Below are 24,646 nucleotides of genomic sequence, written 5' to 3' on the forward strand. Positions count from 1 at the left end.
TCGAGGTGAGAGGCGGTCCGCACGGGCCTGCCGGGTCCGTTACGGGCCTCCTGGGGGAAGGGAGCGGCACATCCATGAGCGCGACTGCTACGCAGGGGGTGGCCGAAGTGCACGGCCATACCCACCGCGATGTGAACGGCGGCTGGCTGCGGCCGGCGGTCTTCGGCGCGATGGACGGCCTCGTCTCCAACCTCGCCCTGATCACCGGCGTCGCGGGCGGCTCGGTCTCCGCGCAGACCATCGCCATCACGGGCCTCGCGGGCCTCGCCGCGGGCGCGTTCTCGATGGCCGCGGGCGAGTACACCTCGGTGGCCTCCCAGCGGGAGCTGGTGCTGGCGGAACTCGACGTCGAACGGCTGGAGTTGCACCGTAACCCCAAGGAGGAGCTGCAGGAGCTGACGGACCTGTACGTCTCCCGGGGCGTCGATCCGCAGCTCGCCGCCCGGGTGGCCGCGCAGCTGATGAAGGACCCGGACCAGGCCCTGGAGATACACGCCCGCGAGGAGCTGGGCGTCGACCCCTCCGACCTGCCGTCACCCACGGTGGCCGCGCTCTCGTCCTTCGGCTCCTTCGCCCTGGGCGCCCTGCTCCCCGTCCTGCCCTACCTGCTGGGCGCCACGTCCCTGTGGCCGGCGGTGCTGCTCGCCCTGGCGGGCCTGTTCGTCTGCGGTGCGGTGGTCTCGCGCGTGACGACCCGCACCTGGTGGTACGGCGGCCTCCGCCAGCTCGTGCTGGGTGGCGCGGCGGCGGCGGTGACGTACGGGCTGGGCAGCCTCTTCGACGCGGCGATCGGGTAGCCGGAGACCGGGGTGTCTCACATGCTGGACCGTCGCCGGTGTGATCCGCGTCCTGCCGCCCGCCGCGAAAGGAGACGATCGCCGTCAACCGCACAAATCGGGTCTTGCGCACACGGGGCACCGGCGGTTTTCTATTACCACCGGGTTTCGCGATGGACATCCCCGGGCATGTGTCGAAAGCACCGCGGGCAGAGCGGCCCGTGTTCTGTGCTGCCGGAACGGCTCGCGACCCGGGTCCTCCGCACCTCTCGTGAACATGCCCGTTGTCCGCATACTGGACTGAGATTCCCGCTTTTCGAGAAGCGGCCCATCATGTAACCTGCACGAAAATTTTCTGGAACGCAGAGGGCCAAAGTCGTCCCTCGGCACTCGATTGCCACGACGACGACGGGAGAGCCGATGCGCTCAGCATTCATGGCGGCCCACCCTGCCAAGCAGGGGCTGTACGACCCCCGGAACGAGCATGACGCCTGCGGCGTCGGCTTCGTGGCCACCCTGACTGGTGAGGCGAGCCACGGGCTCGTCGAGCAGGCCCTCACCGTGCTGCGCAACCTCGAGCACCGCGGCGCCACCGGCTCCGACCCGGACGTGGGCGACGGCGCGGGCATCCTCGTCCAGATGCCGGACACCTTCTTCCGCGAGGTGACCGGATTCGACCTCCCCGAGGCCGGCGCGTACGCCGCGGGCACCGCGTTCCTGCCCGCCGACGAGGACGCCGCCGCCGAGGCCGTCCGCCGCATCGAGGCCGTCGCCGCCGAGGAGAAGCTCACCGTCCTGGGCTGGCGCGAGGTGCCCGTCGCCCCGCAGCTGCTCGGCGCGGGCGCCCGCGCGACGATGCCGGCGTTCCGCCAGCTGTTCGTCTCCGACCCGGCCGGGGCCACGGGCATCGCCCTGGACCGCAAGGCGTTCGTGCTGCGCAAGCGCGCCGAGCGCGAGGTCGAGGTGTACTTCCCGTCGCTGTCCGCGCGGACCGTCGTCTACAAGGGCATGCTGACCACCGGCCAGCTCGAGCCCTTCTTCCCGGACCTGTCCGACCGCCGGTTCGCCACCGCCATCGCGGTCGTGCACTCCCGGTTCTCCACCAACACCTTCCCGAGCTGGCCGCTGGCCCACCCGTACCGGTTCGTCGCCCACAACGGCGAGATCAACACGGTGATGGGCAACCGCAACTGGATGCGCGCCCGCGAGTCCCAGCTGGTGAGCGAAGCCTTCGGCGAGGGCGACCTCGACCGCATCTTCCCGGTCTGCACACCGGACGCCTCCGACACCGCCTCCTTCGACGAGGTGCTGGAGCTGCTGCACCTGGGCGGCCGGTCGCTGCCGCACGCGATGCTGATGATGATCCCGGAGGCGTGGGAGAACCACCCCTCCATGGAGCCGGCCCGCCGCGCCTTCTACCAGTACCACGCCACCCTGATGGAGCCCTGGGACGGCCCCGCGGGCGTCTCCTTCACCGACGGCACCCTCGTCGGCGCGGTCCTGGACCGCAACGGCCTGCGCCCCGGCCGCTACTGGGTCACCGACGAGGGCCTCGTCGTGCTGGCCTCCGAGGTCGGCGTGCTGGACATCGACCCCGCCAGGGTCGTCCGCAAGGGCCGGCTGCAGCCCGGGAAGATGTTCCTCGTCGACACCGCGCAGCACCGCATCATCGAGGACGACGAGATCAAGGCCACCCTGGCCGCCGAGCACCCCTACCAGGACTGGCTGGAGGCCGGCCTGATCGAGCTGGGGGATCTGCCGGAGCGCGAGCACATCGTGCACACGCACGCCTCCGTCACCCGCCGCCAGCAGACCTTCGGCTACACCGAGGAGGAGCTGCGCGTCCTGATCGCGCCGATGGCGAAGGCCGGCGCGGAGCCGATCGGCTCGATGGGCACCGACTCGCCGATCGCCGCGCTCTCCTCCCGGCCGCGGCTGCTGTTCGACTACTTCACCCAGCTGTTCGCGCAGGTCACCAACCCGCCGCTGGACGCCATCCGCGAGGAGCTCGTCACCTCGCTGACCTCGCCGCTGGGCCCGGGCAGCAATCTGCTCGACCCGTCCCCGGCGTCCTGTCGCAGCGTCACCCTGCCCTTCCCGGTGATCGACAACGACGAGCTGGCCAAGCTCATCCACATCAACGCCGACGGCGACATGCCGGGCTTCAAGTCCGTCACCCTCTCCGGCCTGTACCGGGTCGGCGGCGGCGGCGACGCCCTGGCCGCGCGCCTGGAGGAGATCTGCGCCGAGGCCGACGCCGCCATCGAGGCCGGTGCGCGGCTGATCGTCCTCTCCGACCGGCACTCGGACGCCGAGCACGCCCCGATCCCGTCGCTGCTGCTCACCTCCGCCGTCCACCACCACCTCATCCGCACCAAGCAGCGCACGCACGTCGGCCTGCTGATCGAGGCCGGCGACGTCCGCGAGGTGCACCACGTCGCCCTGCTCATCGGCTACGGCGCGGCGGCCGTGAACCCGTACCTGGCGATGGAGTCGGTGGAGGACCTGGTCCGCGCGGGCACGTTCATCCAGGGCATCGACGCGCAGGACGCCATCCGCAACCTGATCTACGCCCTCGGCAAGGGCGTGCTGAAGGTGATGTCCAAGATGGGCATCTCCACCGTCGCCTCCTACCGCGGCGCGCAGGTCTTCGAGGCCGTCGGCCTGGACGACGACTTCGCCGACACCTACTTCCACGGCACGGCGACGAAGATCTCCGGCGTCGGTATCGACGTGATCGCCAAGGAGGTCGCCGCCCGGCACGCCAAGGCGTACCCCGCCTCCGGCATCGCCCCGGCCCACCGCGACCTGGAGATCGGCGGCGAGTACCAGTGGCGCCGCGAGGGCGAGCCGCACCTGTTCGACCCGGAGACGGTCTTCCGCCTCCAGCACGCGACGCGCACCCGCCGCTACGACATCTTCAAGCAGTACACCCAGCGGGTGGACGAGCAGTCCGAGCGGCTGATGACGCTGCGCGGCCTGTTCGGCTTCGCCGAGGGCCGTACGCCGGTGCCACTGGAGGAGGTCGAGCCGGTCTCCGCGATCGTCCGGCGCTTCTCCACCGGCGCCATGTCGTACGGCTCCATCTCCCGCGAGGCGCACGAGACCCTCGCCATCGCCATGAACCAGCTGGGCGCCAAGTCCAACACCGGTGAGGGCGGCGAGGACCCGGACCGGCTGTACGACCCGGCGCGCCGCTCCGCGATCAAGCAGGTGGCCTCCGGCCGCTTCGGTGTGACGTCCGAGTACCTGGTCAACGCCGACGACATCCAGATCAAGATGGCGCAGGGCGCCAAGCCCGGCGAGGGCGGCCAGCTGCCCGGCCCGAAGGTCTACCCGTGGGTGGCGAAGACCCGGCACTCCACGCCCGGCGTGGGGCTCATCTCCCCGCCGCCGCACCACGACATCTACTCCATCGAGGATCTGGCCCAGCTGATCCACGACCTGAAGAACGCCAACCCGGCCGCCCGGATCCACGTGAAGCTGGTCTCCGAGGTCGGCGTCGGCACGGTCGCCGCGGGTGTGTCCAAGGCGCACGCGGACGTCGTGCTGATCTCCGGCCACGACGGCGGCACCGGCGCCTCGCCGCTGACCTCGCTGAAGCACGCGGGCGGCCCCTGGGAGCTGGGCCTGGCCGAGACGCAGCAGACGCTGCTGCTCAACGGGCTGCGCGACCGGATCGTGGTGCAGACCGACGGCCAGCTGAAGACCGGCCGCGACGTGGTCGTCGCCGCCCTGCTGGGCGCCGAGGAGTACGGCTTCGCCACCGCGCCGCTGGTCGTCTCCGGCTGCGTGATGATGCGCGTCTGCCACCTCGACACCTGCCCGGTCGGCATCGCCACCCAGAACCCGGTGCTGCGCGAGCGCTTCACCGGCAAGGCGGAGTTCGTGGTGAACTTCTTCGAGTTCATCGCCGAGGAGGTCCGCGAGCTGCTCGCGGAGCTGGGCTTCCGCTCCCTGGACGAGGCGATCGGCCACGCCGAGGTGCTCGACGTCTCGCGCGCCGTGAACCACTGGAAGGCCCGCGGCTTCGACCTGGCCCCGCTGCTGCACGTGCCGGAGCTGCCCCAGGGCGCCGTGCGCCACCAGATCACCACCCAGGACCACGGCCTGGAGAAGGCCCTGGACAACGAGCTGATCAAGCTCGCCGCCGACGCCCTCGCGGCGCCGTCGGCCGAGGCCGCCCAGCCGGTCCGCGGCCAGGTCGCCATCCGCAACATCAACCGCACCGTCGGTACCATGCTCGGCCACGAGGTGACCAAGCGGTTCGGCGGCGCCGGACTGCCCGCCGACACGATCGACTTCACCTTCACCGGCTCCGCCGGCCAGTCCTTCGGCGCCTTCGTCCCGCGCGGCATCACGCTGCGCCTGGAGGGCGACGCGAACGACTACGTCGGCAAGGGCCTGTCCGGCGGGCGGGTCGTCGTCCGCCCGGACCGGGGCGCCGAGCACCTCGCCGAGTTCAGCGTCATCGCGGGCAACACCCTCGCGTACGGCGCGACCGGCGGCGAGATCTTCCTGCGCGGCCGTACGGGCGAACGCTTCTGCGTCCGCAACTCCGGCGCGCTGGTCGTCGCCGAGGGCACCGGCGACCACGGCTGCGAGTACATGACCGGCGGCACCGCGGTCGTGCTCGGCCCGACGGGCCGCAACTTCGCGGCCGGCATGTCGGGCGGTACGGCGTACGTCGTCGACCTGGACCCGGACAACGTCAACGCCGGGAACCTGGACGCCGTCGCACCCCTGGACGACGCCGACCGGCAGTGGCTGCACGACGTGGTGCGCCGCCACCAGGAGGAGACCGGTTCGACCGTCGCCGCCGCGCTGCTCGCGGACTGGTCCACGGCCGTGGAGCGGTTCAGCAAGGTCCTCCCCACCACGTACAAGAACGTGCTCGCCGCCAAGGACGCCGCCGAGCGGGCCGGCCTCACCGAGACCGAGACCCACGAGAAGATGATGGAGGCGGCGATCAATGGCTGACCCGAAGGGCTTTCTCACCACCGGCCGCGAGGTCGCGAAGACCCGCCCCGTCGGCGAGCGCGTCAAGGACTGGAACGAGGTCTACGTCCCCGGCTCCCTGCTGCCCGTCATCAGCAAGCAGGCCGGCCGCTGCATGGACTGCGGCATCCCGTTCTGCCACAACGGCTGCCCGCTGGGGAACCTGATCCCCGAGTGGAACGACTACGCCTACCGGGAGGACTGGCAGGCCGCCTCCGAGCGGCTGCACGCCACCAACAACTTCCCGGAGTTCACCGGCCGGCTCTGCCCCGCGCCCTGCGAGTCGGCGTGCGTGCTGGGCATCAGCCAGCCGGCGGTGACCATCAAGAACGTCGAGGTCACCATCATCGACAAGGCGTGGGACTCCGGTGACGTCACGCCCCAGCCGCCGGAGCGGCTGTCCGGCAAGACGGTCGCGGTGATCGGCTCCGGCCCGGCGGGCCTGGCCGCCGCCCAGCAGCTGACGCGGGCGGGCCACACGGTGGCGGTGTACGAGCGGGCGGACCGCATCGGCGGGCTGCTGCGCTACGGCATCCCCGAGTTCAAGATGGAGAAGCGGCACATCAACCGCCGTATCGAGCAGATGCGGGCGGAGGGCACGAAGTTCCGCACCGGCATCGAGATCGGCCGCGACCTCGACGCCCGCCAGCTGAAGAAGCGCTACGACGCGGTGGTCATCGCCGCCGGTGCCACGACCGCCCGCGACCTGCCCGTCCCCGGACGGGAGCTGACGGGCGTGTACCAGGCGATGGAGTACCTGCCGCTGGCCAACAAGGTGCAGGAGGGCGACTACGTCGTCTCGCCGGTCTCCGCCGAGGGCAAGCACGTCGTCGTGATCGGCGGCGGCGACACCGGCGCGGACTGCGTCGGCACCGCGCACCGGCAGGGGGCGGCCTCCGTCACCCAGCTGGAGATCATGCCGCGGCCCTCCGAGGAGCGCCCCGGGCACCAGCCGTGGCCGACGTTCCCCATGACGTACAAGGTCACCTCGGCGCACGAGGAGGGCGGCGAGCGGGTCTACGCCGTCTCCACGACGCACTTCGAGGGGGACGCCGACGGCCGGGTCCAGTTCCTGCACCTGGTCGAGGTCGAGTTCAAGGACGGCGGGTTCGAGCAGGTGCCCGGGACCGAGCGGAAGATCCCGGCGCAGCTCGTCACGCTGGCCATGGGCTTCACCGGCGTCGACCGGGAGAACGGCCTGGTGGAGCAGTTTGGCCTGGACCTGGACGCGCGGGGTAATGTGGCGCGGAACGCCGACTTCGAGACGAACGTCCCCGGCGTCTTCGTCGCCGGTGACGCCGGGCGCGGCCAGTCGCTCATCGTCTGGGCGATCGCCGAGGGCCGCTCGGCGGCACGCGGAGTCGACCGCCGCCTGACGGGCGCGAGCGCGCTCCCGGCGCCCATCAAGCCGACGGACCGCGCGCTGACGGCCTGACCCGGCTCCCCGATCCGACGGGCACGCGGCCCGTCCCTGATCGCCGCACAACGGCGTGCGGTCGTCACAACTACGGCGCCTGCTGTCCCCGACCGGTTAGCAGGCGCCGTGGTATTTCCCGCGGCCTTCCTCCAACGCGCGTCAGGCCGGTGCGGGCGTGGGGGCGGGCGCCGGATCGGGGTCGGGGGCCGGGGACGGTACGGGGGCCGGCTCCGGCTCCGGGTCGTCGTCCGCGAGCTCGCGCGGGAGCATCCGGGCCACCTGCCGCAGGTCCGCGATGGCCTCGTCGATGTCGCCGCGCAGCACCCGGAAGATCTCGGGCGGCGCCGGATGCCCCGGCGTCCCGTTCCCGTCCTCGCCCGCGAACCGCCGCGCCCGCTCCTGTGCGGCCAGCAGATAGTCCATGGCGGTCACGACGTACCCGTTGACCGGGTGCGCCACATAGCGGGCCAGCATCATGTCCAGCGTGCGGGACGCGTGGTGCAGGTCCTGCGTCAGCACCGTGAACAGGTCCACGTCCCAGGCCCACCCGGAGCCGTCGGGCCGCTGGCCGTCCAGCCACAGCGCGACCTCGCGCCGGCGCCCCAGCGCCGCCCGCACGTTCCGCCGCACCTGCAGCAGCCGCGCGTGCGCGTACTCGGACGGCAGGGTGTGGACCGGCCCCGGATCCAGGTCGAGGGACCGGCGCAGGGCCACCAGATTGGCCCGGGACTGGTCGATGTCGTCGAGGGTCACCCGCAGCAGCCCGAGGTTGCGGTCGAACTCCGGCTCCCGGCACTGCAGGTCGTGGTACTCCGCGAGCCGCTCGGCCGCGGCGGCGATGTTCCGCTCCGTCAGCGCGATGTGCTCGGTCGCGCCCTGGTCGCGCAGCAGCTCCAGCGCGCGCTGGCCGCGGGGCCGGGTGAACGCCTTGGCGAAGCAGAAGCCGGCCAGCGAGAAGAGGGACCCGATGACGAAGTCCTTCTCCTGCTTGTAGATGTCCTGAAGGTTCTCCGCGGCGATGACGCAGACGACCGCCACCACGACCAGTCCGGCGACGGCCCAGGCCCACTGGCCCCGGCCGACCGCGTGCCGTGCGTGCGGCGGAGCCGGTCGCGCTCCTAAACCGTCGTTGACCTGAGCCATGTGTCCCCCCGTGGTGCGACGCCGGACGCACCAGGTTTCCGACCCGTCCCGGCCGTGTCAAGGCGGGGCGGGAGGCGGCCCGTGAGAGCACATGTGCAGTAGCACACACTGTCGGCACCATTGGTTGAACAAATGGCTAATACAACGTTTCCGCAACCTCCGCCCGGAGATCCTTGACCCATCCCTTACCCGCTTCGTAGCGTCCATGTGGTCTAGACAACGGTGTAGGACATTTTGTGACTGGGAGCGGTCCATGCGGAAGATCGTCATAGGCGCGGTTGCTGTCGCCATGACCATGGGACTCGCTGCTTGCGGCAGCGATGACGGCGGTTCGGACAAGGGTGGCAGCGCCCTCGACGGCAAGGGCAAGACCCTCAAGGTCTGGATCATGGAGGGGACCAACCCCAACGCGAAGCCCTTCTTCGACGAGCTGAACGCCGCCTTCGAGAAGAAGACCGGCGCGAAGGTGAAGGTCGAGTTCCAGCAGTGGAAGTCGGCGCAGACGAAGTTCACGACTGCGATCGAGGGCGGCGCGGACCAGGTTCCGGACGTCGCCGAGGTCGGCACCACCTGGGTGCCGCAGTTCGCCAAGACCGGCGCTCTGGTCGACGTGACCGGCGAGGTCAAGGAAGCCGGTCTGGACAGTGACCTCGTCGAGGGCCTGAAGGACGCGGGCACCCTGGACGGCAAGCAGTACGGCATGCCGTGGTACGCCGGTGTGCGCAGCATCGTGTACCGCAAGGACATCTTCGAGAAGCACGGTCTGAAGGCCCCGACCACCTGGGCGGAGCTCGAGGCGACGGCCAAGACCCTGCAGAAGGAAGAGCCCGGGATGATCGCCTTCCCGGTGGCCGGCGGTGCGGAGATGTTCGCGGCGCCGTTCGTCTGGGGCGGCGGCGGCCAGCTCGCCGTCGAGGAGGGCGGCACGTGGAAGTCCGCCATCAACTCCCCGGAGTCCGTGAAGGGCATCGAGTTCTACACGGGCCTCGCCACCAAGGACAAGGTCTCCCCGGCCAAGGCCACCACCTGGACCGAGGCCGAAGTCAAGGACGAGTTCGTCAAGGGGAAGGTCGCCATGACCATCTCCGGCAACTGGACCCCGAAGGCGTTCATCGAGGCCAACAAGGACCTCGACGGCAAGCTCGCCGCCATCCCGATCCCGGGTGAGACCGGCGGTGTCAGCAAGTCCTTCCTGGGCGGTTCGTACCTCTCCACGTTCAACGGCCACAACAAGGAGCTGGCCTGGGAGTACGTGAAGATGGCGACCACCGGTGAGTTCGCCGCCAAGTGGGCCGAGCAGACCAACTACTTCCCCGGCACCAACTCCGGCGTCCAGGCCATCGCCGACAAGAAGGACCCGCTGGTCGAGCCCTTCGCCAAGCAGATGATCGAGGGCGGCGCCACGGTCCCGAAGACCCCGGCGTACGGCGAGATCCAGGCGACCCAGGTCGTCACCAAGATGGTCCAGTCGATCCTCAAGGGCGAGGCATCCGTCCAGGAGGCCGCCGACAAGGCCGCCGAGGAGATGGACGCGGCGTTCGCCAAGTCCGAGTGACCAGGTAGTACCCGAGCACCGCACGGAAAGACACCCCTTTACGTGGCTGAAGAAACGCTCACGGCCGAGGCCGCGCCGGCTCCCACCCAGGAGCCGGCGCGGCCCCGCCGCACGGAGTCAGAGAAGGCGCTGCGCAAGAAGCGCCTCATAGCCGTCACCCGGCCGTGGCTGCTGCTCACGCCCGCACTGGCGGTCCTCGCCGGTCTGCTGCTGTGGCCGCTGATCCAGGTCGTCAAGCTGTCGTTCCAGGACTACCAGTCCGGGTTCGGCGGCGGCACCGCCGTCTGGAACGGCGTGGAGAACTACAGAAAGCTGCTGAGCGATCCGCTGCTGTGGAAGACGGCGCTGCCCAACACGCTGTTCTTCGCGATCGCGTGCGTGCTGCTCACCGTGGCGCTGGGCACGCTCGTCGCCCTGCTGCTCAACCGGCTCGGCGCGTTCTGGAAGTACACCGTCTCGACGGCGATCATGGCCGCCTGGGCGATGCCCGCCGTCACCGGCACGTATGTGTGGGTGTGGCTCTTCGCCGCCGAGGACGGCCTGTTCAGCCGGCTCGCGGGCGCCGCGGGCCTGATCGACCCGGCGAACACCAACTGGTTCACCGAGCGGCTGTCCTTCTACGCCATCGCCACCGTCAACGTCGTCCACCACGGCTTCCCGTTCGTGGCGGTCACCGTGCTGGCCGGTCTGGTGACGATCCCCAAGGAGCTGTACGAGGCCGCCATGCTGGACGGCGCGAACGCCTGGCAGCGCTTCTGGAAGGTCACCGTCCCCAGCATCAAGCCGGTGTTCATGGTGGTGACCATCCTCTCCACCATCTGGGACTTCAAGGTCTTCACGCAGATCTATCTGATGCCCGGCGGCAACGGCTCCCAGGAGGAGGTCTACAACCTGGGTGTCTGGTCCTACGTCAAGGCGTTCGCCGGCAAGGACTACGACATGGGCGCCGCGATCGCCGTACTGCTGACCCTGATCCTCGTGGTGATCACCATCACGTACATCCGGGCCCTGTTCAAGGAGGGCGACGAACTGTGAGCGCAGCCACCCTGCGGGCCCGCGTCGGCCTGCCCATAGCAGTGACGGCCCTGCTGGTCTTCACCCTGCTGCCCGTCTACTGGATGGTCAGCACCGCCATCGACCCCGACGCGAGCAACCGGGGCTACGACCCGCTGCCCGGCGGGTTCACGATGGACCACTTCTCCACCGTCTTCGACGAGGGCAACTTCGGCCGGTTCCTGACGAACTCGCTGATCGTCGGCTTCGGCACGATCGTCGTCGCCGGCCTGATCGCCCTGCTGGCGGCGGTGGCCGTGGCCCGCTTCAAGTTCAAGTTCCGCACCTCGGTGCTGATCATGATCCTGATCGTGCAGATGGTGCCGCTGGAGGCACTGGTCATCCCGCTCTTCCTGCAGATGCGCGATCTGGAGCTGCTGAACAGCCTGCTGGGCCTGACCATCGTCTACATCGCGCTGTCCCTGCCGTTCGCGGTCTGGACGCTGCGCGGCTTCGTCGCCACCGTGCCCAAGGAGGTCGAGGAGGCGGCGTACATGGACGGCTGCTCCTGGCCGCGGATGTTCTGGTCGGTACTGCTGCCGCTGGTGGCGCCCGGTCTGGTCGCGACGAGCGTGTTCGCGTTCATCACGGCCTGGAACGAGTTCATCTTCGCGTACGTCTTCATGCAGGACAGCTCGAAGTACACCGCGGCCGTGGGCATCCAGCAGTTCTTCGGCGAGAACTCCACCGACTGGGGTCCGGTCATGGCCGCCTCCACGCTGGTGACCCTGCCGGTGCTGATCTTCTTCGTCATCGTCCAGCGCCGCCTCGCCTCGGGCCTCGCGGCGGGGGCGGTCAAGGGCTGAGCGCCCGTATCACGCGGGTCGCGAAAGGCCCTCGCACACTCCGTGTGCGAGGGCCTTCGTGTTCTTGCGGCGCGGGGAGGCGTCCTACGGCGTCAGCGCCGCCGTCTTCGCCATCGTCGCGACGACGATCGCCACCAGGACCAGCGCGGGCCCGGCGATGTGCAGCACCTTGCGGTGCTGCTGCGGGGTGTAGGCGTAGGCGTACGCCACCGCGCTGCCGGCCAGCAGGCCGCCGAGGTGGCCCTCCCAGGAGGCGAAGCCCGCCGAGATCACCAGCCAGACCAGGCCCGTCACCAGGAACTGGGTGTCCGGGCGGCCGACGCGCCGGGTCATCAGGTAGTACGCGCCGATGAGGCCGAAGATCGCGCCGGAGGCGCCGTAGGTGAACACCTCGGGCGAGACGATGTACGGCACCACCGAGCCGCCGAGGGCGGCGACGACGTACAGCACCACGAAGCGCAGGTGCCCGAGCCCCTGCTCCACCACGCGCCCCAGCATCCACAGCATGTACATGTTGAACAGGATGTGCAGGACGCTGATGCCCTCACCGGGCTGCGCGTGCAGGAAGGCGCCGGTGATCATCCGGTACCACTCGCCGTTGACGATGCCGTCGGACGGGTCGACGATCTGGAAGCCGCCCGCGTACTCGCGCACCCCGCCCCAGTCGGCGAACCGGTAGACGAACTCGTCGCCCCCGGCGATCTCCGCGATGTAGACGAGGACGTTCAGCGCGATCAGCGTGTACGTCACCCACGGCACGAAGTTCTGCCGGATCGTCGCCCCGAACGCCGTCTGCGCGTGCCGCACCTCCCGGTTGCCCTCGTTCACGCACTCCGGGCACTGGAAGCCGACCGCCGCCGAGCGCATGCAGTCGGGGCAGATGTAGCGGTCGCAGCGCGTGCACCGGACATGGGTCTCCCGCCCCGGGTGCCGGTAGCAGACCGGCGGTGCCGCCTGGCCGTCCTCGGGGGTGGGCGTGCTGCTGGCTTCCATCGTCGAACCGGCTCCTTTGGGTCGTCTCGCCGCTCAGGTGTCGCAGTCCAGTACCGTGCGGCACAGCGTGCACCGTGCCCGCACCCGTCCCTGCACCGGGACCCTGATGCGCTGGTGGCACACGGGGCACGGGAAGGATACGCGCAGGGGGGAACGCCCTTCGAAGGCGTATCCGTCCTCGGGTGCCGAGGTGGTCGTCGCGACGCCGCCGCCCGCCCCGGCGAACAGCTCCCGCGCGTGCCGCCGGTCGCGCGCGTAGCGCCGCCGCCCCGCCCAGCCGCCCGCGGCCAGCGGCGGCCGCTCCGCGTCGCGGCGGGCGCGGGCCAGGCCCCGGGTGTAGGCGGTGTAGCCCTGCGGGCTGGTGAACCACGTCTCCGGGCTCTCCCCGAAGGCGAGCGCGCGCTTGGCGACGACGTAGCCGTACTCCTCGGGTGTCAGATAGCCCAGCTTCTGCGAGGTGCCCTGGCTCTCCCGGTACGCGTCGAGCAGCAGCCAGCCCGCGCCGAGGTACGCGGCGGCGGTGTCGGTGAGGATCTCGTTGTCGCGGGTGCCCTCGAAGGCCAGGCCCAGCCGGTGCAGCCAGACGTGCGTGACCTCGTGGGCCAGGGCGGCGCCGATGTCGCGGCGGTGGTGGCGGAAGCGGGTGTTCAGCTCGATGAAGTACTCCGGGCCGGCGGCCAGCTCCACGCTCGCGGCGTGCGTCATCTCGCGGAAGCTGACGATCATCCGGGCGTCCGGCAGCCGCAGCTGCTGCACCATGACGCGGGCGACCCGCTGCACGCCCAGATAGAGGTCGTCGGCGTCCGAGAACGCGACATCGCCCGCGGTCACGCTGAGCGGGTGGTCGCGGTGCAGGGTGCCGGACTCGAGCCGTCTGTACAGGGCCGTGAGCGCCCGGTGCACGGTGGGCAGGTGCGGGAAGCCGTGCTCGATGTCGTGGTCCACGGCCACCCCCAGGATCGACGCCCTTGAGCTCCAGGGTACGGGGGGCCGGGGCGGCGGTGACCGGTCCCGTCGTACGGTCCCGCCGGTCGCGGGCGGTGCCCCTGCCGGGTTGGCCGCCGTACGACGTAGGCTCGGCCGGTATGAGCCCCCATATCGCCACGAACACCCGGGTGGGACTGGACGAGCTGCTCGACTTCGTCCGCCCCCGCCACCGCGGCATCCTCCTCACCCGCCGTGCCGACGGCTCCGCCCAGGGATCCCCGCTGACCTGCGGCGTGGACGACTCCGGCCGGATCGTCGTCTCGACGTACCCGGAGCGCGCCAAGACCCGCAACGCCCGCCGCGACCCGCGGGTGGGCATCATCGTGCTGTCCGACGAGTGGAACGGCCCGTGGGTGCAGGTCGACGGCGTCGCGGACGTGGTCGACGCGGCCGACGACGTGGAGCCGTTCGTCGAGTACTACCGCAACATCGCGGGCGAGCACCCCGACTGGGCGGAGTACCGCGCCGCGATGCTCAAACAGGGCAAGTCCCTGATCCGCATCACCCCGGAGCGCTGGGGCCCGGTCGCCACGGGCGGCTTCCCGGCGCGGCTGGCCGAGGGCGACTGAGTCGGGCGGGCGTCGGCTGAGGGTGCGGGAGCGCTCCAACACCCTTTCCTGTTCGACCTCTTGACGCACTACGTCTCCTGCGCGACGCTTTGCGTCAAATTCCTGGATGCTCAGTCACCCGCACACCGCCGTCCATGATTGGGAGCGCTCCCATGAGACCCCGGATACGCGCACTCCTCACCGCCGCCGCAGCACTCGGCCTCACCCTCGCGGTACCCACCGTCGACGCCCACTCCGCGGGCGGGTTCTACGTCCCGCCCGCCAACCCCGACGCGTACCGGCAGATAGCCGGGCTGCTGCGGCAGGGCGACCTCGCCGACGCGTCGAAGATCGCCGCCATGGTCCGTACCCCGCAGGCAGTCTGGTACGGCGACCAGACCCCGGCCGAGGTCCGCCGGGCCGTGGCCGCCACCACCCGCGACGCCGCGCGCAAGGGCACGCTGCCCGTGCTCGCCCTGTACAACGTGCCGGGGCGCGACTGCGCCAACTACTCCGCCGGCGGGGCGGCCGACACCGCCGAGTACACCGCCTGGATCGACGCCGTCGCCGCCGGGATCGGCTCCCGGCCCGCCCTGGTGATCCTGGAGCCCGACTCCCTCGCCCTCACCCCGGCCGACTGCGGGCAGGACGACGCGCAGCAGACCCTGACCGCCGCCCGCTTCGCCGAGGTCGACTACGCCGTCGGCAAGCTCGAACCGCTCGCGGCGACCCGCGTCTACCTCGACACCGGCCACCCCAACTGGCACAGCGTCAACAGCATCGTGCCCCGCCTGATCCGAGGCGGCGTCGAGCGCGCGACCGGCTTCTACACCAACACCTCCAACTACCAGACCGACGACGCAGGCGCCTGGTACGGCACTCTCATCTCCTCCTGCGTCGCCTACGCCGCCGCCGGCGGCGACCCCGCGGCCTGCCCCAACCAGTGGTGGCCGCGTGCCGACGCCCAGGGGTGGATCGACGCCAACGTGCACGCCGACCCCGCGGACATGGCGCACTTCGTCACCGACTCCAGCCGCAACGGCCAGGGCCCCTGGACCCCGCCCGCCGGCAAGTACACGAACGCCGAGGACTGGTGCAACCCGCCCGACCGGGGCCTGGGCGCCCGCCCGACGGCCGACACGGGCAGCGCGCTGCACGACGCCAAGCTCTGGATCAAGATCCCCGGCGAGTCCGACGGCCGCTGCCTGCGCGGTACGGCCGGTCCCGAGGACCCCGAGCGCGGCATGGTCGACCCGGCGGCCGGCCAGTGGTTCCCGGAACAGGCCCTGGAACTGGTCCGGTTCGCCAGCCCGCCGATCGGCTGACCCGCAGACCTCCCCCTGGGGGCGATCGGGGGGCCGGAGGGCCGGGCGGACACCGCCCGGCCCTCCGGACACGCCCTACTGGATGCTCCAGCGGTGCGGATGCGCCGGATCCGCCGGGCAGGAGAAGACGTTCAGCTCGCCCCAGTTGCCCACGACGACGTGCGTCGGTGAGGCGTGCCGGCGTGCGGGCAGCCCGTCCTCCTCCACGGGCCGCCAGCTGCCGCTGCCGCCGTCCCATTCCGTGCTGTCGACTGTCAGCAGCAGCCGCATGGGCGTGGCGCAGGACGCGCAGTCCATCCGGGACGGATCCGTGGAATGCCAGGACGCGTAGCCGCCGACGCGCCAGCCGGGCGGGATGGACAGGTCGTACTGGTACCCCGGCGGGTCCGGCCGCTTCGCCTCGGACATGGCGGCCGCGTAGTCCTCGTACGAGTCGTACGACCCCTGCGGCTCCTCGAACGCCTCGTCCTGAGCCTCCTCCAGCTCCTCCTCCCACGCGTAGATCCGCTCGCACAGCTCCTCGGGCAGCTCTCCCGCGAACGGATACGTCACCACCCGCTCCGGATGCAGTACGCAGGGCTCCGCCACGTACCCGTCGTAACCGACGACCGGCGGCCGCGGCGGCTGCGGCAGCACCTCGCCGACCTCCGCCGAGCGCCGCCAGCGCAGGTGCACCGACATGCCGTAGCGGGTCGGCCCGTGCGCGTCGAAGGGGCACCAGAAGACCTGCAGGAGATCGCAGCCGTCCGGGCCCTCGGCCAGATCGGGCAGGTCCCGCCGGTAGAGCTGGGCTACGGCGAGCATCGGCAGCGGGTCGGTGTCGGCGGGTCCGTCCAGGCGGTGCGGGCGCTCCAGTTCCTTCAGCAGCGCCCGGTCCTCGTCCGTGATCCCGCGCTCGTGCGCCTCGGCCAGGGCCCGCCGCGCCCGGTGGACGTCCTCGATGCGCCGTCCGGTGCGGCGCTTGTGCGGCTCCACGCACACCGGCCACGGCTCGTCGGCGGGCCACAGCAGCGGCCCGCCCACCGAGCTGTCCCCGACGCCCGGGCTCCCGGGGCGCGGGTGCAGGCGGGTCGTCGTACCCCGGTACGCGGACAGTTCGGGGAAGAGCGCCTCGACGTCGAGCGGGCGCGGCGGGGTGGTCCGGGTCATGGCCGCCACCCTAGAGGGGCGGCCCTACGGCAGCGGAGCCACCCGCACGCGCGGTGCCGTGGAGCCGGACAGTTCCAGCACCCACACCTCGTTGCCGCCCTCCCGCAGCACCGGCCCCGGGACGTACAGCCGGGTCTGCGGGCCCGCGGACCAGTAGCGGCCCAGGCAGAAGCCGTTCACCCAGACGAAGCCCCGCCTGCCGTCGGGCAGTTCGAGCACCGCGTCCCCGGGGGCGGCCAGCTCCAGGGTGCCCTGGTAGAAGCCCCGCGCCTCCGCCGTACCGGACGGACCCAGCGGCAGCTTCGCCACCGCGTCCGCGTCGTCGAAGGCGTCCAGGCGCAGCGGCGTGGAGCGCACGCCGTGCACGAACTGCCGCTCGTGCATCAGCCCGCCGGTGACGCCCTTCGGCTCGCCCGTGCGGGGGCCGTAGTTGACCCGGCCCAGGGACTCCGTCCACAGCTCGACCTCGGCCGGACCCGGCACCTCGCCGATCACGGCCTCCTCCGTGGTCAGCGTGCCGCGGTGCTCGCCGTCGACGTAAGCCTCCGCGAGGTCCAGCAGACCGCTGACCTTCAGCTCGTACGGCCGGCGCGGACCCGGCACCGTCCACCGGTAGCGGGCCAGGCCCCGGTCCACGTCCAGTTCCTCCAAGGTGGGCGGGACGGCCGTCGTACGCTCCTCGCCGCCGAGGGTGTCCAGCACGGCGTCCAGCGGCGCCCAGCGCCCGAGGACCGTCTCGGCCGGCTCCGTCAGCGCGGGCGGGGCCGGCGGTACGTCGGGCAGCGGCCCGTCCGCGTACCCGGCGAGGATCTCGCGGAACGCCCAGAACTTCGGCGTCGGGCGGCCGAACTCGTCGACGGGCGCGTCGTAGTCGTACGACGTGATGTCCGGCTGCAGCGCGCCGCGGTGGTCGTGCCCGGCGCGGTTGGCGCCGGACCAGCCGGCGAAGTTCGTACCGCCGTGCGCCATGTAGATGTTGACCGACGCGCCGCACTCCAGGATCTCGCGCAGCGCCCCGGCGGCGCTGTCCGCGTCCCGTACGACCTCCTCGGAGTCACCCCAGTGCGAGAACCAGCCGCACCAGAACTCCATGCACATCAGCGGTCCCCGCGGCTGGTGCCGGCGCAGCACCTCGAAGGCCGCGCGGGCGCCGGAGCCGAAGTTCGCCGTGGCCAGCAGGCCGGGCACGGAGCCGCCGGTGAGCATGTGGTCGTCGTGGCCGTCCGAGGTGAACAGCGGGACGGTGAAGCCGCGGGCCCGCAGCCCGTCGGCGAGGTGGCGCAGATAGACGTCGTCGCTGCCGTACGAGCCGTACTCGTTCTCGGCCTGCACCATGATCACGGGGCCGCCGCGGTCTGCCTGGCGCTCCACGACCTGGGGGAGCAGCGCGTCGAACCAGGCGTCGACCGCCGCCAGGTACTCCGTGTCGCGGGTGCGCACGCGCCGCCCCAGCGGGCCGGTCAGCCAGTGCGGCAGCCCGCCGTTCTCCCATTCGGCACAGATGTACGGGCCCGGGCGGACGATCGCCATGAGCCCCTCGGCATGCGCCGCGTCCAGGAAGCGGCCGAGCGCCGCGACGTCCCGGTAACCGCCGGGCCGCGGCTCGTGCAGATTCCAGGCGACGTACGTCTCCACGCAGTTCAGGCCCATCGCGCGGAGCATCCGCAGCCGGTGCGGCCAGTGCTCCTCCGGAACCCGGAAATAGTGCATGGCACCGGACAGAAGCCGTACCGGCCTGCCATCCAGGACGAATGCCTCATCAGTGATTGCGAACTCAGCCACTCTCGCCCCGCAGATCCTCTTCCGTTCCCCGTGATCAATTACTCTCGCCTACGGGTTGCGGCGCGGTCCATGGACAAAGATGCGGCCCGGTTGGACGCAAACGCGTCGGGGACCTGGGGTTTCCGGCTCGGCGTGCGGGCGTGCAGGATGGCGGCGGAAGGGCGGGTGAGACGACGCGATGACGTACCACACGTGGATGCGCTATTTCTCGCCCGGACCGGTGCACCACCGGCTCGGCCTGGTCTGCCTGGGCGTGGGACTGCAGTACGGGACGCTGCCCGTCGTCGGACCGCGCACGCTGGACCACCATGTCGCGGTCGTGATCAGCAGCGGCAGCGGCTGGTACCGGACCGCCGAGGGCCGGCGGATCACCGTGCAGGCGCCGGCGCTGCTGTGGCTGCTGCCCGGCGTCGTGCACCACTACGGGCCCGATCCGCAGACCGGCTGGGACGAGGCGTTCGTCGACTTCACCGGGTCTGCCGTCGCCGCGTACACCGAGCTGGGGCTGATCGACCCCGAGCGGCCGGTGGTGCCGCTGGCCGACACGGTCGCGGCCCGGGCCGCCGTCGGGCGGATCGCGCGGGCCGCGCGGCGCGGCAACCCGCTGCTGGAGGTCGAGACGTCCGCCGCCGTGCACGAACTGCTCGTCGCGCTGCGCCGCGCCCGCGCCGACATGGCGCCCGACGGCGACCCGGTCCTCACGGCGCTCGCCCGCGACGCGTTCCAGCCCCTGTCGGTGGCCGAGCACGCCGCCCGGCACGGCATGACACCCGCCGAACTGCGCACGGCGGTACGGCGCGGCGCGGGGTGCAGCCCGAAGGACTACCTCCTGGGCATCCGCCTCAGCCGGGCCAAGGAACTCCTCGCGGCGACGGAACTCCCCGTCGCGGCGGTGGCCCGCCGCGTCGGCTACGACGACCCGGCGTACTTCTCCCGCCTCTTCACCCGCCGCGTCGGCGTCCCGCCGGTGCGCTTCCGCGAGCAGCAGGGGCGGGCGGTGCCGGGGGGATGGTCGGACACCATCCCGGATCCGGACGATCCGCCGCTCATCACGCGGACGCCGGGCGGGCGGGCGCACAGCGAGTGAGCGGTCACCCGCCCGGCGGGGGCTGCGGTGCGGTGTCCGGGGGTGCTTGCGGGTGCGGTGCCGGGGCCGTGCGCGGCGCTCTGTCCCGCCGGCCCCGCAGGCTGCGGATGCGGGCGAACCAGGGCAGGACGTGCTGCGCCTCCAGCAGCGCCCGCTCGCTGGCCTGCCGGTCGCCCGCCCGGTCCAGGGCCAGGGCCAGGGTGCAGTAGGCGTCGGCCAGGTCCAGCCGGGTGTCCGCGGCGCGGACCCTCCGCCGGGCGGCGCGGACGGCGGCCCTCGGATTGCCGCCGAGGGCGAGGCTGTGGGCCGTGATCCGATCGAGCTCCCGGACGGCGTCCAGCATGAGGGCGGGCGGCAGCTCCTGCTGTGCCGTGTCGGCGAGCTGCCGTGCCTCGGCGACGGGGCGCTGTCCCGCCTCGGCGGCGCACAGCGCGTAACGGGCGGCCTGCACACGGCAGTCGCGCAGATAGGAACGCCGCTCCGCGTCGGCAGGGGACTCCCCGGCCTGGGCGAGCGCGTTCTCGTAAGGCCGACCCGCCTCGGCGAACAGACCGTGCACGTACGCGTCCAGGCGAAGCAGCGCGGGCTCTGCCGTCTCCTGGTCGTCGGGCAGTTCCCGCGCGGGGCCGAGTTCACCGTGGTTCAGGGCCTCCATGGCGGCGCGCGACCGGCGCAGCCCTGTCTCCTCGGGACCGGCAGGGGACGCCGCACCGTGGCGCAGCACCTGCAGGAGCAAGCGCAGAAGGTTCCGCCCCGGCGTGAGCAGCAGCGCCACGGCGACCTCGACGCCCACGAAGGCCAGCAGGGCCACACGGACCGCGCCCTCCTGGGTGACCGCGAGGACGGCGCCGGCGGCGAGCAGCGTGCCCAGCTCCACCCCGCCCTTGGCCAGGGCCATGTGCGTAAACCCCGGCTCGCGGGGCACCAGCGCCCGCACACGGCCCCCGTACGGGAGCAGCCGCACCGTGACCATCACCCCGGGCCCGGTCCTGCGCCACAGCGGGGGGCCGGATCCCATACTGATCCCGTACACCCGGGACCCGGACAGCCAGTTCGCGGCGCCGGTGACCGGCACCCGCAGCAGGAGCAGGCCGAGCATCAGCGCCCCGCCGGTCACCCAGTCCACCCCGCACCTCCTGGTTCGCTCTGCCACTGGGAGTAGACGCCCGCCACGGCAGTCGGGTTGTACCCGCCCGGCCGAGGGCCGCATCCCGGCGGGCGCGCCGCCGGTCCGCCCCGCGTCCGGGGGTGCGCCGTCAACCCGACGGAGACACCAGCCCCGTGTCGTACGCGAAGATCACCGCCTGTACGCGGTCCCGGGCGTCGATCTTCGCCAGGATCCGGCCCACATGCGTCTTCACCGTCGACTCCGCGAGGTGGAAGCGCTCCGCGATCTCCCCGTTCGTCCAGCCGCGGGCGATGGCCTGGAGCACCTCGCGCTCCCGATCCGTGAGCACCCCGAGGCGCGCGTCCGGGCGCCGGGCGTCGTCCGACGGGCCGCCGGACGGCAGGAGGTGGGCGTACCGCGCGATCAGCCGCCGGGTCAGAGCGGGAGCGACCACCGCGTCCCCGGACGCCACCGCCCGGATGCCCGACAGCAGCTCCTCCGGCAGCGCGTCCTTGACGAGGAAGCCGCTCGCCCCGGCCCGCAGCCCGGTGAACGCGTACTCGTCCAGGTCGAAGGTGGTGAGGATCAGCACCCGGGTGCGCTCGCCCGCCGCCGTGATCCGGCGGGTGGCCTCGATGCCGTCGAGCCCCGGCATCCGCACGTCCATCAGCACGACGTCCGGCCGCAGTTCGGCGGCCAGCCGCACCGCCTCGGAGCCGTTGCACGCCTCGCCGGCGACCGACATGTCGTCCTGGCTCTCCAACAGCATCCGGAACCCGAAACGCTGCATGGCGTGATCGTCCACGATCAGCACCGACGTCATGCCCGGACCTCCGGCCGCCCCGCGGGCTCCCCTTCCGCGGCAGCCGCCGCCGGGATCTCGGCCCGTACGCGCCAGCCGCCGTCCGCCGCCCGGGCGGTGAGCGTACCGCCGTACATCGCCACCCGCTCCCGCATCCCGTGAATGCCCTGCCCGGCGTCCGGGGGAGCGGCCGGCGTCCGCCCGCCGCCGGTGTCCGACACCCGCACCCGTACCCCACCGCCGTCCACCGTGAGGTCCACCTCCGCCCGGGCCCCCGGGCCCGCGTGCTTCAGCGTGTTCGTCAGCGCCTCCTGGACGACCCGGAACACCGTCAGCTGCCGCCCCTCGGACAGCCCGGCCGGCTCGCCCCGCACCGTGCACACCACGGGCAGCCCCGCCGCGCGGACCCGGTCCAGCAGCGGCTCCAGCTCCGCCAGGCCCGGCTGCGGCGCCAGTTCGAGGGCCTCCTGCCCGAGGGCCTCCTGCTCGGGGGCGCGCAGCACGCCCAGCAGCCGGCGCAGTTCGCCGAGCGCCTCGCGGCCCGTGGCGGAGATCGCGGTCAGCGCCTGCGCGGGGCGCTCGGGGGAGCGGGCCGCCGCGTACGCGCCGCCGTCGGCCAGGCCGACGATCACGGACAGGTTGTGCGCGACGATGTCGTGCATCTCCCGGGCGATCCGGGCCCGTTCGGCCGCCGCGGCCAGCCGGGCGCGCTGGTCGCGCTCGACCTCCAGCCGCTCCGCCCGCTCCACGAGGGAGGCGACGAACTCGCGGCGGATCCGGGCGGTGACGCCCGTCATCGCGATACACCCGGCGACCGCGACGACCGGGGTGTAGTCCCGCCAGAAGTCGTCCGCCCCCTGCACCCCGACCAGGATCGCCGCCGTACCGGCGATCACCGCGAACGCCCAGCCCAGCCGCGCCAGCGACTGCCGCAGCGCCACGTTGTACAGCGCGATCCCGATGGCGACCAGGGACGAGATCTTCAGCCCGTACACGTCGTGGACGACCAGCGTCGCGGAGATCACGAGATACACCGCGAACGGATACCGCCGCCGCCACAGCAGCGGCAGCACCAGCCCCGCCAGCACGGCCCAGGCCAGCGGCATGGAGGCCGGTTCGGCGGCCCCGGCCGGATCCCGGCCGCGCGCGTCGCCGTCGACGAGCTGGCCGAACCCGGGCAGCGCCACCACGGCCGTGAGCAGCACGTCCCACAGCAGCGGCCGCCGGGCGTCGAACGCCCGCACCCGCTGCGTCGCCGCGTGCAGCCGCTGCGTGCCGGACGGCGGCGCCCCCGGCCCGGACAGCCGAGGGCCGTCGAGAGGGGAACGCCCGCCGCCCTGCGCGCTCATCGCGTCGTCCATCCGTCCATGGTGGCCGCTGCCCGCTCACACGTCACTGCGTACGAGCCGCACCGCCGCCCCCGCCAGCACGGCGCCCGCCCAGGCGAGGAGTGTGATCAGCGCGCCCAGGGGCGTCGGCGAACCGTGTGCGGGGGAGGCGGAGATGAGCGCGTCGGTGGCGTTCAGCGGGGTGTACTTCATGGCCGTGTCCACCCAGTCGTACGGAATGAGCCGCGCCACCTGCGGAAGGATCATCACCACGCCGACGAACGTGCCGATCGCCGCGGGCGTGCTGCGCAGCAGCGCGCCCAGGCCCAGGCCCAGCAGCGCCGTCAGCGACAGCATCGCGGCCGCGCCGAACAGCCCGCGCACCACACCGTCGTCACCCAGCGCCGCCTCCAACTGCGTGCCCGCCAGCAGCTGCTGCGCCACCGGGAACGTCACGAACGCCGTCACCAGCCCCACCGCGAAGACCGCCGCGCCCAGCACCGCCGCCTTCGCCCACAGCACCGGCAGCCGGCGCGGCACCGCGGCGAAGCTGGCGCGCGCCATGCCCGTCGACCACTCGCCGGCCGTCGCCAGCACGCCCAGCACGGCCACCATCATCTGCCCGAACTGCAGGCCGAACAGGGTGACCAGCACGGGATCGTCGAGCTCGGGGCTGTCCTCGTAGGTGGCGCCGATGACCAGGCCGAGGCCCAGTGTCAGGACGGCGACCGAGGCGAGGGAGTACCAGGTCGAGCGGAGCGACCACAGCTTCGTCCACTCCGAGCGGAGCACCCCGGAGGCGGAGATCCGGTGCCGGGGGGTCGTACCGATCGCGGTGATCGTGGTCATGCCGCCACCTCCTGGGCGTGGTACTCGACGCTCTCGCGGGTCAGGTCCATGAACGCCTCCTCCAGGGAGACGCGGTGCGGGGTGAGTTCGAAGACGGGCACGCCGTGGGCGGCGGCCGTCAGGCCGATGTCCTCCGGGGTGGTGCCGGTGACGGTGAGCGCGCCCGGACCGGTGCTCGTGATCCGTACCCCGGGCCCGCGGAGCAGCTCGGCCAGCCGGCCGGTCTGCGGGGAGCGCAGGGTGACCTCGTCGCGGCCGGCGGAGGCGACGAACTCCTCCACGGTCGTGTCCGCGAGCAGCCGCCCCCGGCCGACGATGATCAGATGCTCGGCGGTCAGCGCCATCTCGCTCATCAGATGCGACGAGACGAACACGGTCCGGCCCTCCGCCGCCATCCGCCGCAGCATCGTACGGATCCACAGCACGCCCTCCGGGTCGAGGCCGTTGACCGGCTCGTCCAGGATCAGCGTCGCCGGATCGCCGAGCAGCGCGGCGGCGATGCCCAGGCGCTGCCCCATGCCCAGCGAGAACCCCCCGGCGCGCCGCCGCGCCACCTCCGTCAGGCCGACGGCCTCGATGACCTCCTCGACCCGGTGGCGTGGGATGCCGTGGGTCTGCGCCAGCGCCAGCAGATGCCGGTACGCCGTACGCCCCGTGTGCACCGACCGCGCCTCCAGCAGCGCCCCGACCTCGCACAGCGGCGCCCGGTGCGCGGCGTACGGCCTGCCGCCCACGGTCACGCTGCCGGATGTGGGGGTGTCCAGCCCGAGGACGAGCCGCATCGTGGTGGACTTCCCGGCCCCGTTGGGCCCGAGGAACCCGGTCACGGTGCCCGGCCGGACGGTGAACGTCAGATCGTCGACGGCGACCTTGTCGCCGTACCTCTTGGTGAGCCCGCGGGCTTCGATCGTCATGCCTTCGACGCTAGGGATCGCGTGTG

At 72.2% G+C, this 24,646-nt stretch carries 19 protein-coding genes; 9 read left to right on the forward strand and 10 right to left on the reverse strand.

Annotated features, from left to right (window positions below; all coding sequences use genetic code 11):
• Positions 1 to 74: 74 nt before the first annotated feature.
• From AB0M28_RS01260 to AB0M28_RS01270, 3 genes are all read left to right on the forward strand, one after another.
• Positions 75 to 797 (forward strand): VIT1/CCC1 transporter family protein, encoded by a 723-nt coding sequence (locus AB0M28_RS01260; RefSeq protein WP_365395730.1) that lies wholly within the window; start codon positions 75 to 77, stop codon positions 795 to 797.
• Between the two features lie 399 nt (positions 798 to 1,196).
• Positions 1,197 to 5,756 (forward strand): glutamate synthase large subunit, encoded by a 4,560-nt coding sequence (gene gltB / locus AB0M28_RS01265; protein ID WP_365395733.1) that lies wholly within the window; start codon positions 1,197 to 1,199, stop codon positions 5,754 to 5,756.
• Complete coding sequence (locus tag AB0M28_RS01270; RefSeq protein WP_365395735.1) at positions 5,749 to 7,209, forward strand: glutamate synthase subunit beta; 1,461 nt, start codon at positions 5,749 to 5,751, stop codon at positions 7,207 to 7,209. The genes gltB and AB0M28_RS01270 overlap by 8 nt, the downstream gene beginning before the upstream one ends.
• A 141-nt stretch (positions 7,210 to 7,350) precedes the next feature.
• Here AB0M28_RS01270 and AB0M28_RS01275 read toward each other — a convergent pair whose 3' ends face one another.
• Positions 7,351 to 8,334, reverse strand: coding sequence for a hypothetical protein (locus AB0M28_RS01275; protein WP_365395738.1), 984 nt, complete (start codon positions 8,332 to 8,334; stop codon positions 7,351 to 7,353).
• Positions 8,335 to 8,587: 253 nt separating this feature from the next.
• On the opposite strand from AB0M28_RS01275, the gene AB0M28_RS01280 reads away from it, so the two are divergent.
• The 3 genes from AB0M28_RS01280 to AB0M28_RS01290 are packed head-to-tail and all read left to right on the forward strand — an operon-like array spanning position 8,588 to position 11,748.
• On the forward strand, positions 8,588 to 9,889 hold the full coding sequence (locus AB0M28_RS01280) for a sugar ABC transporter substrate-binding protein (protein WP_365395741.1): 1,302 nt from the start codon (positions 8,588 to 8,590) through the stop codon (positions 9,887 to 9,889).
• Between the two features lie 42 nt (positions 9,890 to 9,931).
• Positions 9,932 to 10,924 carry a sugar ABC transporter permease gene (locus AB0M28_RS01285; protein ID WP_365395744.1) on the forward strand — a complete coding sequence of 331 codons (993 nt, stop codon included), beginning with the start codon at positions 9,932 to 9,934 and terminating at the stop codon, positions 10,922 to 10,924.
• Positions 10,921 to 11,748: a carbohydrate ABC transporter permease gene (locus AB0M28_RS01290; RefSeq protein ID WP_365395747.1), complete on the forward strand. Its 828-nt coding sequence runs from the start codon at positions 10,921 to 10,923 to the stop codon at positions 11,746 to 11,748. The genes AB0M28_RS01285 and AB0M28_RS01290 overlap by 4 nt, the downstream gene beginning before the upstream one ends.
• 84 nt (positions 11,749 to 11,832) lie before the next feature.
• Here AB0M28_RS01290 and AB0M28_RS01295 read toward each other — a convergent pair whose 3' ends face one another.
• Complete coding sequence (locus AB0M28_RS01295; protein WP_365395750.1) at positions 11,833 to 12,741, reverse strand: rhomboid family intramembrane serine protease; 909 nt, start codon at positions 12,739 to 12,741, stop codon at positions 11,833 to 11,835.
• 33 nt (positions 12,742 to 12,774) lie between these two features.
• Entirely contained in the window at positions 12,775 to 13,686 is a 912-nt protein-coding gene (locus AB0M28_RS01300) for a hypothetical protein (protein WP_365395753.1), read from the reverse strand.
• Between the two features lie 140 nt (positions 13,687 to 13,826).
• Here AB0M28_RS01300 and AB0M28_RS01305 point away from each other — a divergent pair, with 140 nt between their 5' ends.
• Together AB0M28_RS01305 and AB0M28_RS01310 are read left to right on the forward strand one after the other, a co-directional pair.
• Positions 13,827 to 14,297, forward strand: a complete 471-nt coding sequence (locus AB0M28_RS01305; RefSeq protein WP_365395755.1) for a PPOX class F420-dependent oxidoreductase — start codon at positions 13,827 to 13,829, stop codon at positions 14,295 to 14,297.
• Between the two features lie 152 nt (positions 14,298 to 14,449).
• Positions 14,450 to 15,601, forward strand: coding sequence for a glycoside hydrolase family 6 protein (locus tag AB0M28_RS01310; RefSeq protein WP_365395758.1), 1,152 nt, complete (start codon positions 14,450 to 14,452; stop codon positions 15,599 to 15,601).
• Positions 15,602 to 15,676: 75 nt separating this feature from the next.
• On the opposite strand, the gene AB0M28_RS01315 is transcribed toward AB0M28_RS01310, so the two are convergent.
• Together AB0M28_RS01315 and AB0M28_RS01320 are read right to left on the reverse strand one after the other, a co-directional pair.
• Positions 15,677 to 16,750: a hypothetical protein gene (locus tag AB0M28_RS01315; RefSeq protein ID WP_365395761.1), complete on the reverse strand. Its 1,074-nt coding sequence runs from the start codon at positions 16,748 to 16,750 to the stop codon at positions 15,677 to 15,679.
• Between the two features lie 24 nt (positions 16,751 to 16,774).
• Positions 16,775 to 18,532: a beta-galactosidase family protein gene (locus AB0M28_RS01320; protein WP_365395764.1), complete on the reverse strand. Its 1,758-nt coding sequence runs from the start codon at positions 18,530 to 18,532 to the stop codon at positions 16,775 to 16,777.
• 178 nt (positions 18,533 to 18,710) lie between these two features.
• On the opposite strand from AB0M28_RS01320, the gene AB0M28_RS01325 reads away from it, so the two are divergent.
• Positions 18,711 to 19,619, forward strand: coding sequence for an AraC family transcriptional regulator (locus AB0M28_RS01325; RefSeq protein ID WP_365395767.1), 909 nt, complete (start codon positions 18,711 to 18,713; stop codon positions 19,617 to 19,619).
• Between the two features lie 4 nt (positions 19,620 to 19,623).
• Here AB0M28_RS01325 and AB0M28_RS01330 read toward each other — a convergent pair whose 3' ends face one another.
• The 5 genes from AB0M28_RS01330 to AB0M28_RS01350 form a co-directional block, all read right to left on the reverse strand.
• The gene (locus AB0M28_RS01330) at positions 19,624 to 20,745 is read right to left on the reverse strand and encodes a hypothetical protein (protein WP_365395770.1); all 1,122 of its coding nucleotides are present in this window, start codon (positions 20,743 to 20,745) and stop codon (positions 19,624 to 19,626) included.
• Between the two features lie 130 nt (positions 20,746 to 20,875).
• Complete coding sequence (locus tag AB0M28_RS01335; protein WP_365395773.1) at positions 20,876 to 21,550, reverse strand: response regulator transcription factor; 675 nt, start codon at positions 21,548 to 21,550, stop codon at positions 20,876 to 20,878.
• Positions 21,547 to 22,890: a histidine kinase gene (locus tag AB0M28_RS01340; protein ID WP_365395776.1), complete on the reverse strand. Its 1,344-nt coding sequence runs from the start codon at positions 22,888 to 22,890 to the stop codon at positions 21,547 to 21,549. The genes AB0M28_RS01335 and AB0M28_RS01340 overlap by 4 nt, the downstream gene beginning before the upstream one ends.
• A gap of 24 nt (positions 22,891 to 22,914) precedes the next feature.
• On the reverse strand, positions 22,915 to 23,706 hold the full coding sequence (locus AB0M28_RS01345) for an ABC transporter permease (protein WP_365395779.1): 792 nt from the start codon (positions 23,704 to 23,706) through the stop codon (positions 22,915 to 22,917).
• Positions 23,703 to 24,620, reverse strand: a complete 918-nt coding sequence (locus AB0M28_RS01350) for an ATP-binding cassette domain-containing protein (RefSeq protein WP_365395781.1) — start codon at positions 24,618 to 24,620, stop codon at positions 23,703 to 23,705. The genes AB0M28_RS01345 and AB0M28_RS01350 overlap by 4 nt, the downstream gene beginning before the upstream one ends.
• Positions 24,621 to 24,646: the final 26 nt, after the last annotated feature.

Origin of the sequence: Streptomyces sp. NPDC051940, from assembly GCF_040680895.1 — a bacterium.
In the GTDB taxonomy this organism is placed as follows: Bacteria; Actinomycetota; Actinomycetes; order Streptomycetales; family Streptomycetaceae; genus Streptomyces.